Source organism: Vibrio sp. St2 (assembly GCF_947311885.1).
In the GTDB taxonomy this organism is placed as follows: Bacteria; Pseudomonadota; Gammaproteobacteria; order Enterobacterales; family Vibrionaceae; genus Vibrio; species Vibrio coralliilyticus.
The window spans coordinates 1,134,208-1,150,075 of sequence record NZ_CAMZNA010000001.1 but is presented as its reverse complement, the minus strand read 5'-3'; the positions used below and the strand labels follow the sequence as shown (position 1 = coordinate 1,150,075).

Genomic DNA, 15,868 nt, shown 5'->3' with positions numbered 1-15,868 from the left:
TGGACTGACTTGTATTATTAAACTGGAAGCATTTTATGGTTTATGGCTTTTATGCAAAATATAACGCTTTTATAATTTAGAGAGCGTATGACTGAAAAATATACGCTCCATTAATCTATATTACTAAATTATTAATATTGTAAAGATATTGTATCTAGAAGCGCCAAGTTAATCCGAGGTTTGCTGAAAACTGGTTCATCCAATCAGTTTTGAATTTGATGAGACAACTTCCTTCCTGTGAAGCGGGCAGATTGCATACGCCACTGGTATCGTTATCGACAACTGTGCCAAGCCAACGCAGCTGAGTATTCACTGCAAAGTGTTCAGTGAGACGATACTCAAATCCACCAAAGATACTGGCTGAAAAGCCAAACTCGTCTGTGACCCAATCGGCATCTATGTATGAACCCCCAAGCCCTATACCAAGATAACCGTATAGAGACTCCTCTGCGGGGTAATAAATGCTACTCTGAAAGTGCAGGTAGTGCATGGTGGAGCTGAGGTTCACTGTTTCGACATCAGTATTTTGATTGGCGTAAAACAGGCCAATTCGCCCTTTATCCAACGTCATTTCTGCGCTTAATGCGAAACTCTCAGAGCCTTTTAGGTCATATTTTTGCTGATCTTGATTTTCTACTTCTCCGCCTGCGGTAAAGCCAAACCAAGGGGTCAGATAGATATCAGCTAAAGCGGGTGATGAGAACGTAAGTAAAATGCTACAAAATAAAGAGAGGTTCTTGCTGTTCATAGTCACTGTCCTATCAGAGTGATATACCCACTAATTGTGATAGTAACGTCATAATTACGCACAAAAAAAAGGGAATATTTGAAGATGACTCACAACGATGTTATTACTTTGTTACACAATAAAGGAGGTGTCTATGGAACACGATCTAAAATATGCGTTGGTCATCACTGTAACAGTCTTTACTGTTTTGATTGGTTTTGGTCTAGTCGCCATTACTTCAGCCTAGGTTGGGTATATGGACAATAGCGGTGTCGTTACCAGCGCTGCTATCCAGCTGGATACTCAACGTCTTGCTAAGTACACTGGTGGTAAAAATGCGCTGGTAGCCCAAGGTGGTGGACAGCGTGGTATCTTTACTTCCGGTGTGCTTGATGCCTTCCTTCTTTCTAACTTTGACCCTTTTCACGCTTTCTATGGTACCTCTGCTGGTGCGCTAAATCTTTGTGGTTATCTGTGCCGTCAACGGGGAATAGGGCGCTCCTTTATACTCGACCTCACCACCGCTCCTGAGTTTTTCAATCTCTTCCGTTATATACGCCGTAAACAATACCTTGGGATTGATTGGGCACTTGATAAGATCAGCGATTTTCCTTATCGGCTTGATATTGATATGGGAAAAAGAGTATTGGCCAATAGGCAAGCCTTTGCTGCGGTGACCGATACTAGCCGGCTGTTCGATCACTATTTGCCCATGTTTCAGGATGACTGGAGAAAAGTGTTGATCGCCACATGCGCGATCCCAAGGCTTTATCAGGAGCCCGTTAAGTTTGATCATGGAGAGTATGTGGACGGAGGAGTTTCGGCGTCTATTCCAGTTCAAGAAGCGTGGCGTAAAGAGGCGCGTTGCATTGTTGTGATTCGTACAGAAGGAGAAGATCTAGAGACGGACACAGAGCAAGTGACTCATGAGAATGAGGTTAAGTGGTATCGTGATTCATTTAACGTGGTGCAAGATCATTGGCAGCAAAAGCTGGTTCAATGGAAAGAAGACTGGGCGAGCTTTTTCACAGAACAGTTGCAACGTTCTCAGGAGGACAAATTGCAACATCGCCACTTGGAGTCACTCAATGGCGGGCGTTGGCTATTTGGAGCCGATGACATCTACCGATTAAGTCATCTACTGGGAGAGAAGTTTGATTCCGGATTGGCGGATATGTTGATGGTTCACTACCAGACCTATTCTCTTACTCAAGACTTTCTCCACAATCCGCCAGACGATTGTTTTATTGTACAGATAAAGCCTGAGCAGCCACTTAGATCTAATTCTTTGATGAGTGACCGAGACGATCTGCTTCATGACTACCAGATGGGGCTTGATTCAGGTTTTCGCTTTGTTGAAATGTATTCATCGCTGTCTAAATCCTCAGCGGCGGCCATTCAGAAGTAACGGTCATTCAGAAGTTACAAGGGAGCCCAACAGGCTCCCTTTTTCATGTGAAGTCCAATATCAGGCAGAAAGAATACGCATACAGTTAGTTGACCCTACCACATCCATGACATCGCCTTGAGTGATGATGACCAGGTCGCCATCATGCAGTAACCCCTTGCCTTTCAAACACTCCACAGCGGCTTTAGCTGTTGGTAAACCTGAGTCGCCTTTAGAGTCAAAATAAACGGGCGTCACTCCACGATAAAGCGCGGTGTGGTTAAGAGTGCTTTCATTACGTGATAGGGCGAAGATAGGTAAACCAGAACTAAGGCGAGACATCATTAATGCCGTTCGGCCGGACTCAGTCAGGGTAATGATGCCTTTGACACCTTTCATGTGGTTCGCGGCAAACATGGTCGACATAGCGATGGTTTCTTCACTGCCTTTAAAAACCGAGTCCATTCGGTAGCTGGACCGGTTAATGGCTGACATTTTCTCTGCTCCCAGACACACCTCAGCCATTGAACGTACTGTTTCCAGCGGGTATTTACCTGCGGCCGTTTCTCCTGACAGCATGACGGCATCAGTACCATCGAGGACGGCATTGGCTACATCCATGACTTCTGCACGGGTTGGCATTGGATTCTCAATCATAGACTCCATCATTTGTGTCGCGGTGATGACGGTACGATTGAGGCTTCTCGCTCGGCGAATGAGTTGTTTTTGTACACCAATTAATTCCGGGTCTCCAATTTCTACCCCTAAATCGCCACGAGCGACCATTACCGCATCTGAAGCGAGAATGATGTCATCGATATTCTCCTCACTTTCCACTGTCTCGGCGCGCTCCACCTTAGCGACCAATTTCGCTTCAAGGCCCGCATCTCGTGCTAAGCGGCGAGCGTACTTCATATCCTCGCCATTGCGTGGGAACGAAACTGCGAGATAGTCGACTTTGATTTGGGCGGCAATCTTGATGTCATTCTTATCTTTTTCAGTCAAAGCGTCGGCCGATAAGCCTCCGCCTTTTTTATTGATGCCCTTATTATTGGACAGCGGGCCGCCAATGATGACTTTAGTAACGACTTGATTGTCAGATACCTTAGTCACCTGCAGCTGAACACGACCATCATCGAGTAGCAAAATATCACCCGTTGAGACGTCTTGTGGCAGCTCTTTGTAGTCGAGACCTACGGCACTCTGATCACCTTCCCCCTGAGCGAGATCACTGTCGAGGATAAAAGTGTCACCAACAGTGAGGTGAATTTTGTTGTCTTTAAATGTCGATACGCGAATTTTAGGCCCTTGTAGATCACCAAGAATGGCAACATGAGTACCGTACTGCGCTGCGATATTGCGTACGCGAGTGGCACGCTGGATATGATCTTCTGCGGTACCATGTGAGAAGTTCATTCTGACAACATTGGCTCCTGCCTGAATGATCGCTTCGAGAATCCCTTCTTTGTCCGTCGATGGACCTAACGTAGTGACGATTTTTGTTCTTCTTTGTATAGCGGTCATGATGATTTCCTTGATCAAGCTTTTTGGGTCGGCAATAAATTATAAAAATATAAAGACCCCAATTGAGTATATGCAAAATGCTGAGTTATGAGAGATTTAGGGATAACTTATCTTGTCAGGCACACATATTTATTAATGCAAAAAAATGGCGCTTTAAATGTGATATCTGTTTTGCAATTTGATTGAACGCCCAAAGAATCATGTTTATCCGTGATGCTTGTCACGGCAATCTACCAAAGCTCTTCACAATTACTTCGCAAAGTAAAAAAATTGCTTAGTTGTTGATATTTGGAGCACCCTATGTACATGGCTCAACCAGGCCATATTGATCATATCAAGCAGGTCAATGCTGGCCGTGTATATAAACTCATTGATCAAAAAGGCCCTATCTCTCGAATTGATTTGTCAAAAGAGAGCGAGCTTGCCCCTGCGAGTATTACCAAGATTACTCGTGAGCTGATTGATGCTCATCTGATCCACGAAACTACAGTGCAGGAAGCGACCAGTCGTGGCCGCCCGGCAGTGGGGCTACAGGTGAACAATGAAGGCTGGCAGTTTCTCTCAATGCGTCTCGGCCGTGGCTATTTGACCATTGCTTTGCATGAGTTGGGCGGTGATGTTCTGATTGACACTAAAATCGATATCCATGAAATCGATCAAGACGATGTGTTAGCTCGCTTGCTCCATGAAATCGATGAATTTTTCCAGACATATTCCGAGCAACTAGACCGTGTAACCAGTATTGCACTTACTCTTCCTGGTTTGGTGAACTCTGAAAAAGGCATTGTGTTGCAAATGCCGCACTACAATGTTGAAAACCTTTCTCTTGGCCCTGAAATCTACAAAGCAACAGGTCTTCCAGTCTTCATCGCTAACGACACCCGAGCGTGGGCATTGGCAGAGAAGTTGTTTGGTCACTCTCAGGAAAACGAAAACTCAGTACTGATTTCTATCCACCATGGTCTTGGTGCGGGTATTGTTCTGGATGGTCGTGTGCTTCAAGGGCGTCACGGCAACATTGGTGAACTTGGCCATATTCAAATCGATCCGAATGGTAAGCTTTGCCATTGTGGCAACCGAGGATGCCTTGAAACTGTTGCCAGCTCTCAGGCGATTCGTAGTGAAGTGGCGGAACGTTTGGCAAATGGTGAAGAATCAACGTTGTCAGACATTGAAGAACTTTCAGTTGAAGATATTTGTGAAGCTGCAGCAAATGGTGATCCATTGGCAGTCGATGCTGTCGAAAAACTTGGTCGCTATCTGGGCTCGGCGATTGCGATCGTCATAAACCTCTTCAACCCGGAAAAAATTCTCATTGGTGGGGCGATTAACCAAGCAAAAGATGTATTGTATCCGGCCATTCAAAACTGTATTAAAGAGCAAAGCCTGCCTGTTTATCATCAGGATCTTGAAGTTGTAGAGTCTCGCTTCTACAAACAGGCGACCATGCCTGGCGCGGCATTAATCAAACAGGCCCTCTATGATGGGTTATTATTGATGAAGGTGATAGAAGGCTAAGCTCGCAGTTAATAAGCTTTATCTTTTATGTAAACCCATATAACCTTCAAGTTGTATGGGTTTATTTTTGTTTAGCCTGGCTTTAGGCTATTTTTGATATATTACAAAGTAGTTGAGAGATCGTATGTCCGGAGTTTTAAATAGCGTTGATCAGCGAACCAACCTTGTAGGTGAAAACCGATTAGAGTTGCTGCTGTTCAGTCTTAACAGCCGTCAGGTCTTTGCGATCAACGTTTTTAAAGTTCGTGAGGTTATCAAAGTCCCGCCATTGACTAAGATGCCTGGCTCGCACCACCATATTACGGGCGTGGCTTCTTTACGCGGTGTATCCGTACCTGTGATTGACTTACGTAGCGCGATAGGTTTCCCACCATCTCGTCAGGAAGACCAAGAACAAAATCTAATCATTACCGAATACAACCGAACAGTGCAGGGCTTTTTAGTCGGTCAGGTACGTAATATTGTCAATACAGCTTGGACAGAGATTCAGCCGCCGCCGAAAACGGCAGGTCGAGCAAACTACCTAACGGCTATCACGCAAATCAAAAATGAAGACCAGCAGCAAATTGTTGAAATCATTGATGTGGAAAAAGTACTGGCAGAGATCATCGATTACGATGTGTCTATTTCTGAAGGAGTGCTGGATGAAGATCTGTCTGCACAAATGGTTGGTCGCAATGTGCTTATTGTAGATGATTCTTCTACCGCTCGAGCCCAGGTTAAAGGAACGCTTTCTCAACTGGGGCTGAATATTCTTGAGTGTCGCGATGGTCTCGAAGCTCTGAGGCTTATTAAAGGCTGGAGTGAAGAGGGCAAAGATGTACCCCGTGAGCTTCTTTTGATGATTACCGATGCCGAAATGCCAGAAATGGATGGCTATAAACTGACTCACGAAATACGCAGTGACCCTAAGCTGAAAGATCTTTATATCACCTTGAATACATCGCTCAGTGGTAGCTTTAATGAAGCGATGGTGAAGAAGGTGGGGTGTGATCGATTCATTTCCAAGTTCCAGCCAGATTTATTGGTTGAAGTGGCACAAGATCGACTGCGTGACATTTTGTCGAGATAGTCTCTCGATTGATATAAAGCATGCAATTCAGTTAAATCATTGATAGTATTTGTTCGATCATTTGCTTTGCGAATTAATTAATCTTCACTTTTCATCAGAAGCTAAAGGTAGTTCCTATTCATGATATGGTTTACGTCTAAGGTTGTGATGACCTTATGCATGTTACTGTACAGGGAATACAAAAAGAAACGTATGGACGCTGAAGACGATGTGTAACTCGTCTAACTGTTAATCTAAAGGGAGCCGAATGGCTCCTTTTTCCGTTTATGGTGGTTAGTGGAAATCTCGTGATTTGCTTTTGAGCCCTTCTAGCTTGTCCGTCATATCGATCAGTCTCCCTGCAATGATGTGTGTGACTTCTCCTTCTCTTTCTAGGATACCTTTTATCATCATGACTTTGGCTGTGAGATAGGCCTGTTTTTGCGCTCGCGCCGTTGCCTGCCAGACCACGACATTCATGTTGCCGCTGTCGTCCTCTAAAGTGAAAAAAGTGACGCCAGCAGCGGTACCGGGAGCTTGTTTACCTGTTACAACACCAACGATGGTCACCAGGGACTGATGCGGCTTATGAATAAGCTCCTTCATTCTTGTAAAGCGCCCTAGGGCACCTGCTTGTTCCAAAAGCGTAATAGGGTGTTTGCTGAGTGATAGCCCAATGGAAGAGTAGTCTTCCAGCAGTGTTTGAACCTCTGAAGGCTTACTGATTGAGTCACTTTGTGGCTCTTCTAAATCTTTAAATAGAGGTAAATCGGATAACGAATCCATCATTGCCCAGCGGGTTTGAAAACGGTTATTCGCAATAGTCTGCATAGCATTAGCCGAAGCGAGCAGTTCCAGATCTCGCTGATTTAAACCGATATGCTTGAGTTGCTTGGGGTGTTGAAAGCCCTGTTTTCCACGTGCTTTGAGTAGTTGTAGAGTGCTTTCTGCGCTGAATCCTTTGATTTGACGAAAGCCAAGTCGGATAGCAAGTCTTTTGCCACAATGAACGACCTGATGATCATAATGTGACTGGTTGACGCAGACAGGCAGAATCAATACGTTATGACGCCTTGCATCCTGAACTAGCTGCGATGCACTGTAAAAGCCCATCGGCAGGCTATTGAGGAGTGAAGTGTAAAAAGCTTCCGGATGATAATGTTTGAGCCAAGCAGAACAATACGCCAGTACAGCAAAAGAGGCGGAATGACTCTCAGGAAAGCCGTACTCACCAAACCCGAGTATCTGATCAAAAATACGTTCAGCAAATTCTTGTTCGTAGCCTCGAGCCAACATTCCCTCAATCAGCTTGGTGCGAAACTTCACCAGATCGCCATTCTTTTTCCAAGATGCCATAGCACGGCGTAGCTGATCGGCTTCCCCACCACTAAAGCCTGCAGCTACCATCGCCAGCTTGATTACCTGCTCCTGAAAGATAGGCACCCCCATAGTTCGAGATAAGACATCTTTGACTTCATCCGAAGGGAAGGTCACGGGTTCGATACCATCACGACGTTTGAGAAAAGGGTGAACCATGTCGCCTTGAATGGGTCCCGGGCGTACAATAGCAATCTGGATCACCAGATCGTAATAAGTCTTGGGCCTGAGTCTGGGAAGCATGCTCATTTGGGCTCGTGATTCGATCTGAAATACGCCGACTGTGTCGGCTTTCTGGATCATGCCATACACGTCAGGATCATCTTGCCTTCGGGTGATCTCTGCAATAGTCAGATCTTGCTGATGGAAGCGTTTGACCAACTGGAAACACTTATGGATAGCACTGAGCATCCCTAGGGCGAGGACATCAACCTTCATTAGCTTGAGGCTTTCCAGATCATCTTTGTCCCACTGGATCACAGTTCTGTCTGCCATAGAAGCATTCTCAACTGGCACCAGTTCATACAAAGGGCCAGCGGCAATCACAAAGCCGCCAACATGCTGAGACAAATGACGAGGAAAGCCGAGAATATCATTAACCAGAGTGATGAACTGCTCACCTTTGAGAGAATCCGGCTGAAGGCCAAGCTCGACGATCTGCGCCTGCCAGCCGAGCTCACGGTCTCGACGGTTAACGTTTTTGATGAAGTAATCGAGTTGGCTTTCTTCAATCCCAAGCGCTTTTCCTACATCGCGAACGGCACTTTTAAAGCGATAAGTGATCACTGTTGCCGCAAGCGCTGCTCGCTCACGGCCATACTTCTGATAAATGTATTGAATGACTTCTTCACGGCGTTCGTGTTCGAAGTCTACGTCAATGTCAGGTGGCTCATCACGTTCTTTACTGATAAAGCGCTCGAAGAGAACAGAAGTTTGTCGAGGGTCGACCGCTGTAATTTCCAGACAGTAGCAAACGACAGAGTTGGCTGCTGAGCCACGCCCTTGATAGAGAATATTCTGACGCTTGGCAAACATCACTATGTCGTGAATGGTCAGGAAATAGTAGGGGTAGTTGAGCTCATCAATCAGCTCAAGCTCTTTGTCGATAGTTTCTGAAATATCCTGAGGAATACCTTCGGGAAAGCGGCGACGCTTGCCACTGTCTACCAATTTGCGCAGATAGCTCATCGGTGTTTCACCACTGGGTACTAGTTCATGGGGGTATTCGTACTTGAGTTTTTCTAAACTGAACTGGCACTGCTCGGCGAGGCGAATACTCTCTTCCAGCCATTCTTGTTTAAACAGTCGGGCGAGCTTTTCTTTGCTTCGCAGTGTTCGTTCTGTATTAGTAAGTAGGTGCTTACCAATTTTATCAACGCTACTACCATGTCGGACTGCGGTTAGAACATGTTGTAGAGGAAGACGGTTAGCGGTATGCATGAGTACACCACCGCAAGCGGTGATTGGCACCATCAGTTCCTGAGCGAGTTCCTCACAGTGAGTAAGGTAGCTTTTATCGTCTGCATCTAAATGGCGCTGAACACCTAACCACAATCTTGGTTGATGATGTTGAGCAAGCCAGTGTCCCCATTTCTGATCGCTATGTCGATGGCTGGGGAGCCAGACAATCAGGCAGTGGCGAAGCGACATTAAATCCCATTCTGCCAGCTGATATTGCCCTTTCTCGGTGCGTCTTCTTGCGTTTGTGATGATTCGACAGAGTTCGGCATAGGCTTCACGGTTTGGGCAAAGTAATACGACCTGACACTCATCATTTAACCAGAACATACTTCCTATGATCAGTTTGATATTGAGGTTATGAGTTTTGATCGCTCTATAAGCTCTGACCACTCCTGCTACGGAGCATTCATCGGTAATCGCCAGTGCGTGATAGCGTAAAAAGTCTGCTTGTAGAATAAGCTCTTCTGCGTGAGAAGCGCCGGTGAGGAAAGAGAAGTTGGTCTGGCAGAAGAGTTCAGCGTACTTCATTATCGCATCTCCGCTTAGCTAAATAACCCATGCAGAAACCACTGCATTTCTTGATTGCGAAATACCCAGAGCCAACGTCCACTGTCACTGCGCGCAATAAAATAATCCCGCGTCATTTCCTCACCATCCCACCAGCCAGTCACAAAGCGTTCAGGGCCGTGCATAACATTGACCTTTTCTGTTAAAGGCTCAGGGTTTGGTAGCATCAAAGAGGGGCGTAAACCAGAGAGTGAAACTTTAGTAGAAATGGGGAGATCGGGGGCACACAATGAAATCGATTTCTCTGGTCTAGGGTCATCTGTTGGTGCGACTTTAAGGACTTGGTGATTACCTAGCTTAGCTTGTAGCGTGGCTATCAACTCCAGTTCTGTTTGTTGGCCTTTACGTCCTGCGAAAATGTCTTGGCTGGTGGACTCAAGTTCGCCACTACGTACCACTTTCAGAGTCAAACCTTGTACTGGAGCATCAAGTTTAATGGACTCCATTGTTAGCTGACAAAGCTTAGCCCAGCGCTGAGCGGAGTAATCTCCACAGGCGGAAGTAAATGCAATCACACCAGCGGCACGATCGCGTTGATGAAGAGTCAGCTCAAGTTCGTATGCGACCTGATTACGTAATGTTAGAAACCCTTCCAATTTTTCTAGTAGTTTCAATAGCGGTTTTTCCAACCACTGGGTATTTTCGATATCAAACAACAGCTCAAGATAACTTTGGAAGTGTTCAGGTGGGTGGTAGAAGTCTACTGGATGTTTAAACTGACCCATCAGTCGTCCGACATAGTTAACCAAGTCGATATCAAAACGTCTAGCGACTTCTTGCATTGGCAGTTCCAGCAGATCGTTGAGGGTCAACACTCCCACACGGGAGAGTTTTTCAACCTGTTTACTGTCAAGCTCGGTCGCTGAAACTGGATAGGATTTGAGTGCTTCACAGAGTTGAGATCTATTTTGGCTGACTAATGCACTTCCAGATTTTGCCAGCAGAATGGCAGAGAAGGGAGAAAAGCCAGTAGCGTACTGATACTGGATATTCAACTGCTGCAAATGCTGAGAAACTCGGCGCCAATAAGCATCCAGCCCACCATAGAGTGACAGCATATCCGTGACTTTTAGCAATAACCCTTGTGGCGGAAAGAGCACCAGATCAGAGGTCACCATATACAGCCACTGGGCGATATCCAGTAAGGTTTGTTGCTCGACTTTCTCATCATAGGGGTGGACCTGAAGCGAGTGACACAAAGCGCTGGCGCTGCCTAGTCCCATTCCCGGTCTAATTCCTTGTTCGTGCGCTACGAAATTGCATTGCACAATTTGGAAACGTTTGGAATCAACCACCACCAAAGGCTGCTGAGCCTGTTCAGAGTACAGCGCATCCAGTTGTAGAGTCGGGAAATGCAAGTACAACCACACCTGCATAGTTAGCCTTGCTTACGCAGTGGGAAAGGAAGAATGACAGGCTCAGGTCTGGACTCTGTTAATGAAGGCCAGAGTGTACTCATGTCCAGAACGAAGCTGGCATGTGGCCACCCACCTTTGCGTTTCGTGATGGTGATTTCAATTCCAAGTGGGTGGGGGAGTAGCGTCATGCTCAAACTGACGGGCAGAGAAAAGAGACTGCGCTGTTCAGTTTTAAACAAAAACGACAGGCAATTTCCAGTTTCACTGGCGACCTGAAGTCGACGAGCATGGTGGACTTCTAGCCCAGAATGCCAAAGCAGCACGTTACTGCAAGCGCCGCTTTTTAGGCATTGCTCTGCAGCCCATAAGGCTTCGTTATCTGTTTTCGGATAAAGCAGCAGAATATGGTTCAGATCGAGACCTTCTGCTGTCAGAGACTGCGCAGACAGATGACCAGGTGGTTGTATGAATACGGACAACCTACCTTGGCTGCTGTTTTTAAGGTGAGGGAGTAGCAGACGAAGCTCTCCGATGCCGGAAGTCGTTTGTAATTCCACCACGCCATGAATGGGAAAGCCGCCTTCCAGTTTTTGATCCAGAAGATCAAAACCTGTCGAATGGTGATCTCTGGACTCAGGAGTGTGATTGCCCTGCCAAAGCCATTGTTTTTTCTTAAGATGTTCGATCAGTTCATACATAACAATTTACCTGTATATATGTACAGTATAAATTATTATTATTTATCAGCAAGGGAAGGGCTGAATAAGTGCATAAAAAAACGCCTTGTGTTTCCACAAGGCGTTGAATATATGAGAAGTTTTTTTCTATTTCTTCGGCTGTGCGTCAATGCACTGACCGCGAACGTCTTTGCTCTCATTCGACATCAGGTGAAGATAAAGCGGCATGATATCCAGTGGTGTTTTTAGCAACTCAGCGTCTTCCGCTGGGTAAGCCTTCGCGCGCATGGAAGTGCGTGTACCACCTGGGTTAATCGCATTGACACGGATGTGTGTATCGCTCAATTCATCTGCCAGAATCTGCATCATGCCTTCCGTTGCGAACTTAGATATTGCGTAAGTTCCCCAGAAAGCACGGCCAGCGTGGCCAACCGTTGATGACGTAAAGATAACGCTTGCATCATCTGACTTATGCAATAGCGGAAGGGTTGCCTGAGTCATCAGGAACTGAGCTTTAACATTAACCTGCATGATATCGTCGTAAGTGTCTTCACCAATCTGATCAAATGGGCTCAGTACACCCAGTTGACTGGCATTGTGTAGTACTCCATCAAGTCGACCAAACTGACTACCAATGGTATCGGCCATATCAATATAGTTTTGCTTGCTTGCGCCTTTCATATCCAGAGGAATGATCGCGGGTTGAGGGTAGCCAGCAGCTTCAATTTCATCGTAAGTTTGCTCAAGCTTCTTCACTGTACGACCTAACAGAATGACGGTGGCACCATGCTGAGCAAATGAGATTGCGGCTTGTTTACCGATGCCGTCACCGGCACCTGTCACGAGAATGACTTTGTCTTTTAAAGCGTCTGAGGAAACGGAATAATCCACGACATGCATCCTTATTGTAATGTTCTGCTTTATGAATCCGTAAGATGGTGGTTACAATACACTAATTCGCACATTAGGGGATATCACATTGGAATTTTTGTTGGACTACGGGCTGTTTTTAGCCAAGATTGTGACTGTTGTAGTCGCAGTGATTGCGATTCTTGTTATAGCCAAAGCCGTAGGGGGTAAGAGTGGTGCTGCAAAGGGTGAATTGGAGATCACCAACTTGACGGATCAGCATAAAAACACCGTTGAGCAGCTTGAGCATCACCTGCATGATTCAGCGTTTATCAAAGCGCGTGATAAGGCAGAAAAGAAACAAGAGAAAGAGAAAACAAAAGCCCGTGAAAAAGAAGTGAAGCAGGCTTCAAAAGACGGCGATTTGGACAGCAAGCGTGAGCCTCACCTATTTGTTCTGGATTTTAAAGGCAGCATTGACGCCAAAGAAGTTGCGTCACTACGTGAAGAAGTGACCGCAATTCTAGCGGTAGCTCGTGAAGGGGACGAAGTACTACTGCGCCTAGAGTCTGGCGGCGGTATGGTGCATGGCTACGGCTTGGCATCGTCTCAACTTGATCGTATTAAGGCGGCTAAGCTGCCACTGACGATTGCGGTAGATAAAGTGGCTGCCAGTGGCGGTTACATGATGGCATGTATTGCTGACAAGATTGTTTCAGCGCCATTTGCAATCGTAGGCTCCATCGGCGTGATTGCTCAGCTACCTAACTTCAATAAAGTACTCAAAAAGTACGATATCGAGTATGAACAGCTAACAGCGGGCGAATACAAGCGTACCTTGACCATGTTTGGCGAGAACACCGATAAAGCACGTGATAAGTTCAAACAAGAGCTCGAAGAAACACATGGCTTGTTTAAAGACTTTATTCGTGAGCGTCGCCCTGAACTTGAATTAGATAAAGTGGCAACTGGTGAACACTGGTTTGGCACTCAGGCGCATTCATTGGGTCTGGTTGATGAAATCAAAACCTCTGATGATCTGGTTGTGGAAGCGTGCAAAGATAAAACAGTCTTAGCGATTCACTACGTAGAGAAGAAAAAGCTGACATCTAAGCTGGCAGGTCTGGCAGGTGAAGCGGCTGATAACGTACTGATGAAGCTGATTGATCGTGGTCAGCGTCCTATCGTGTAAGCCGATTTTTTTGGTTGATTAAATGAAAAGCCCCTCAACTGAGGGGCTTTGTGTATTTGGTTACTGTGCTTTAGGTTGCGAATGGTTTGGCTTGCGGTTCGCTGGTCTACGACGTTTCTGTCCATTATTGCCAGTATTGTTTGAGGCTTTGCTATTGCCAGAACTGCCGTCCTTACGTTTGCCACCATTATTACTCTTGGAGCCATCACCGTTGGGCTTGTTATGGCCAAAATGACGTTTGTTTTTCCCCGCTGGCTTATGACCACGAGCATTGTCACCTGAGCGCTGACCATCGGCATGGTCGACTTTTGGCTTCTTGGGCTTTTTCGGTTTCTTAGGTTTGATTGGGCGAGTATCTAACTTAGATTCTGGCAGCACATTGACGGGCTTATAGCCTTCCAGCTCTAAACGAGGTAATACTTGCTGGATGAGTCGTTCAATACCAAATAGTTCACTGGCTTCCGCTGCTTCAACTAAAGAGATCGCTTTGCCGACTTCACCTGCACGGCCAGTACGGCCAATTCGGTGGACATAATCTTCTGCTACGTGAGGCAGTTCGAAGTTGACGACCTGAGGCAGTTGAGGAATGTCGATACCACGTGCTGCAATATCTGTAGCAACTAATACGCGCACTTCTCCGGATTTAAAATCAGCCAGTGCCTTGGTGCGCGCACCTTGGCTTTTGTTACCGTGAATAGGTGCCGCCGTAATACCTTGATCATTAAGGTAATGAGAAAGTCGGTTCGCCCCGTGTTTGGTACGGCTGAAGACCAGAACTTGTCTCCAATCACCATCTTTGATGAGCTTCACCAGCATAGGTGCTTTTTTACGCTTATCTGCTGGGTAGATAGATTGCTCAATGGTGACCGCAGTGGAGTTCTCAGGGTTAACAGAGACTTCGACCGGATCATTAACTAGACCTTTGGCTAGTTCGCGAATCTCAGCAGAAAAAGTTGCAGAGAACAGTAGGTTTTGGCGCTTTTCCGGAAGCAGTGCGAGAATTTTACGAATATCGCGAATAAAGCCCATATCCAACATGCGATCTGCTTCATCCAGCACTAAAACTTCTAACTGGGAGAAGTTAATTGCATTCTGCTGGTATAAATCGAGTAATCGACCTGGGGTTGCGACAAGCACGTCTGTGCCTTTACGCAGCTTCATCATTTGTGGATTAATTTTCACTCCGCCGAATACTACATTCGACGTCAGACGTTGGTAACGGCTGTACTTGAACACGTTTTCCTGAACCTGAGCCGCCAATTCACGAGTCGGTGTCAGTACCAATGCTCTTACATGGTTGCCTTTGACTCGGGTGCCATTATCTAATCGTTCTAGAATCGGTAATGTGAAGCCTGCGGTTTTACCCGTACCTGTCTGAGCCGCTGCCATGACATCTTTACCTGCTAACACTGCAGGAATGGCTTGCTCCTGAATTGGAGATGGTTTGTCATAACCCTGATCGTCGATGGCTTTGAGGAGCGGGGCAGAAAGGCCTAAAGCGGTAAAACCCATAAATAGTTCTCTGTTTAAGGTGAGATAAGTGCTCTGGCGGCAATCGACCACCAGCAAAAGGGCGCCATTCTGAGCCCTTTGGTCAGGAACATCAATAGAAATTATCGCTGAGAGCGGTTAAGTCTTGTCTGAAAGTTTAGCTTAGTAGTGACAAAAGCGAGCACGAGACCGGTCAATGCGCCAAACAGATGAGACTCAACGGCTACACGGGCATTGATTAACTCGCTGGTCGATTGCGAGGCGCCCATGGTCATTTCCCAGCCCACTTTGGCTAATACACCAATGACAAGTAACCAACTACCTTTACGACCTTGTAAGGATTCTTGAAGCGCATAATAGGCAAATATGCCATGCAGCACACCAGAAAGACCAACATAGCTAGTCATGCTTGTTGTCAGGTTGAGTACACCCACGGATAAGCTAATCACGAACAATACACTGAGCAGAGAAGTGGCTCTTGGCTTAAACAGATAAGTGATAACCCACAAGCCAGCCAGATTCATGCCTAAATGAGCATAGTTGGTGTGGGTGAAATTTCCTGTTAGGATTCGCCACCACTGGCCTTCAGAAATAAGTTGATGATGCCAGTATGTCAGGCTGGCTAACGGCTCGAACTGCACGCCTAGGCAGACTAAGCTGATAGCAATTAACAGAAGAAGTAAACGCAC

At 46.2% G+C, this 15,868-nt stretch carries 13 protein-coding genes; 5 read left to right on the top strand and 8 right to left on the bottom strand.

Annotated elements, in window-relative coordinates; translation table 11 throughout:
• Window positions 1-154: 154 nt before the first annotated feature.
• Window positions 155-748, bottom strand: a complete 594-nt coding sequence (locus QMA41_RS05355; protein ID WP_281629056.1) for an outer membrane beta-barrel protein — start codon at window positions 746-748, stop codon at window positions 155-157.
• Window positions 749-881: 133 nt separating this feature from the next.
• On the opposite strand from QMA41_RS05355, the gene QMA41_RS05350 reads away from it, so the two are divergent.
• Window positions 882-974, top strand: a complete 93-nt coding sequence (locus tag QMA41_RS05350) for a YnhF family membrane protein (protein ID WP_019277927.1) — start codon at window positions 882-884, stop codon at window positions 972-974.
• A gap of 9 nt (window positions 975-983) precedes the next feature.
• Complete coding sequence (locus tag QMA41_RS05345; RefSeq protein WP_281629055.1) at window positions 984-2,135, top strand: patatin-like phospholipase family protein; 1,152 nt, start codon at window positions 984-986, stop codon at window positions 2,133-2,135.
• A 60-nt stretch (window positions 2,136-2,195) separates the two neighbouring features.
• On the opposite strand, the gene pyk is transcribed toward QMA41_RS05345, so the two are convergent.
• Complete coding sequence (pyk, locus tag QMA41_RS05340) at window positions 2,196-3,638, bottom strand: pyruvate kinase (RefSeq protein WP_281629054.1); 1,443 nt, start codon at window positions 3,636-3,638, stop codon at window positions 2,196-2,198.
• A 300-nt stretch (window positions 3,639-3,938) separates the two neighbouring features.
• On the opposite strand from pyk, the gene QMA41_RS05335 reads away from it, so the two are divergent.
• Window positions 3,939-5,156 (top strand): ROK family protein, encoded by a 1,218-nt coding sequence (locus QMA41_RS05335; protein ID WP_006959262.1) that lies wholly within the window; start codon window positions 3,939-3,941, stop codon window positions 5,154-5,156.
• Window positions 5,157-5,280: 124 nt separating this feature from the next.
• Entirely contained in the window at window positions 5,281-6,228 is a 948-nt protein-coding gene (locus tag QMA41_RS05330; RefSeq protein ID WP_019277930.1) for a chemotaxis protein CheV, read from the top strand.
• Between the two features lie 273 nt (window positions 6,229-6,501).
• Here the strand turns inward: QMA41_RS05330 and QMA41_RS05325 are convergent, their stop codons facing one another.
• The 4 genes from QMA41_RS05325 to QMA41_RS05310 form a co-directional block, all read right to left on the bottom strand.
• On the bottom strand, window positions 6,502-9,573 hold the full coding sequence (locus QMA41_RS05325) for an error-prone DNA polymerase (protein ID WP_281629053.1): 3,072 nt from the start codon (window positions 9,571-9,573) through the stop codon (window positions 6,502-6,504).
• Between the two features lie 14 nt (window positions 9,574-9,587).
• Window positions 9,588-10,988 (bottom strand): DNA polymerase Y family protein, encoded by a 1,401-nt coding sequence (locus QMA41_RS05320; RefSeq protein ID WP_281629052.1) that lies wholly within the window; start codon window positions 10,986-10,988, stop codon window positions 9,588-9,590.
• Between the two features lie 2 nt (window positions 10,989-10,990).
• Window positions 10,991-11,668 (bottom strand): translesion DNA synthesis-associated protein ImuA, encoded by a 678-nt coding sequence (gene imuA, locus QMA41_RS05315; RefSeq protein ID WP_281629051.1) that lies wholly within the window; start codon window positions 11,666-11,668, stop codon window positions 10,991-10,993.
• Between the two features lie 126 nt (window positions 11,669-11,794).
• On the bottom strand, window positions 11,795-12,538 hold the full coding sequence (locus QMA41_RS05310) for a YciK family oxidoreductase (RefSeq protein WP_095560658.1): 744 nt from the start codon (window positions 12,536-12,538) through the stop codon (window positions 11,795-11,797).
• Window positions 12,539-12,626: 88 nt separating this feature from the next.
• Between QMA41_RS05310 and sohB the strand changes: the two genes are divergently transcribed.
• On the top strand, window positions 12,627-13,688 hold the full coding sequence (sohB, locus tag QMA41_RS05305) for a protease SohB (RefSeq protein WP_029236329.1): 1,062 nt from the start codon (window positions 12,627-12,629) through the stop codon (window positions 13,686-13,688).
• 60 nt (window positions 13,689-13,748) lie between these two features.
• Here sohB and QMA41_RS05300 read toward each other — a convergent pair whose 3' ends face one another.
• A complete protein-coding gene (locus QMA41_RS05300) occupies window positions 13,749-15,200 on the bottom strand; it encodes a DEAD/DEAH box helicase (protein ID WP_038512734.1) in 1,452 nt (483 codons plus the stop codon).
• A 101-nt stretch (window positions 15,201-15,301) separates the two neighbouring features.
• Complete coding sequence (gene rrtA / locus QMA41_RS05295) at window positions 15,302-15,868, bottom strand: rhombosortase (RefSeq protein ID WP_065740463.1); 567 nt, start codon at window positions 15,866-15,868, stop codon at window positions 15,302-15,304.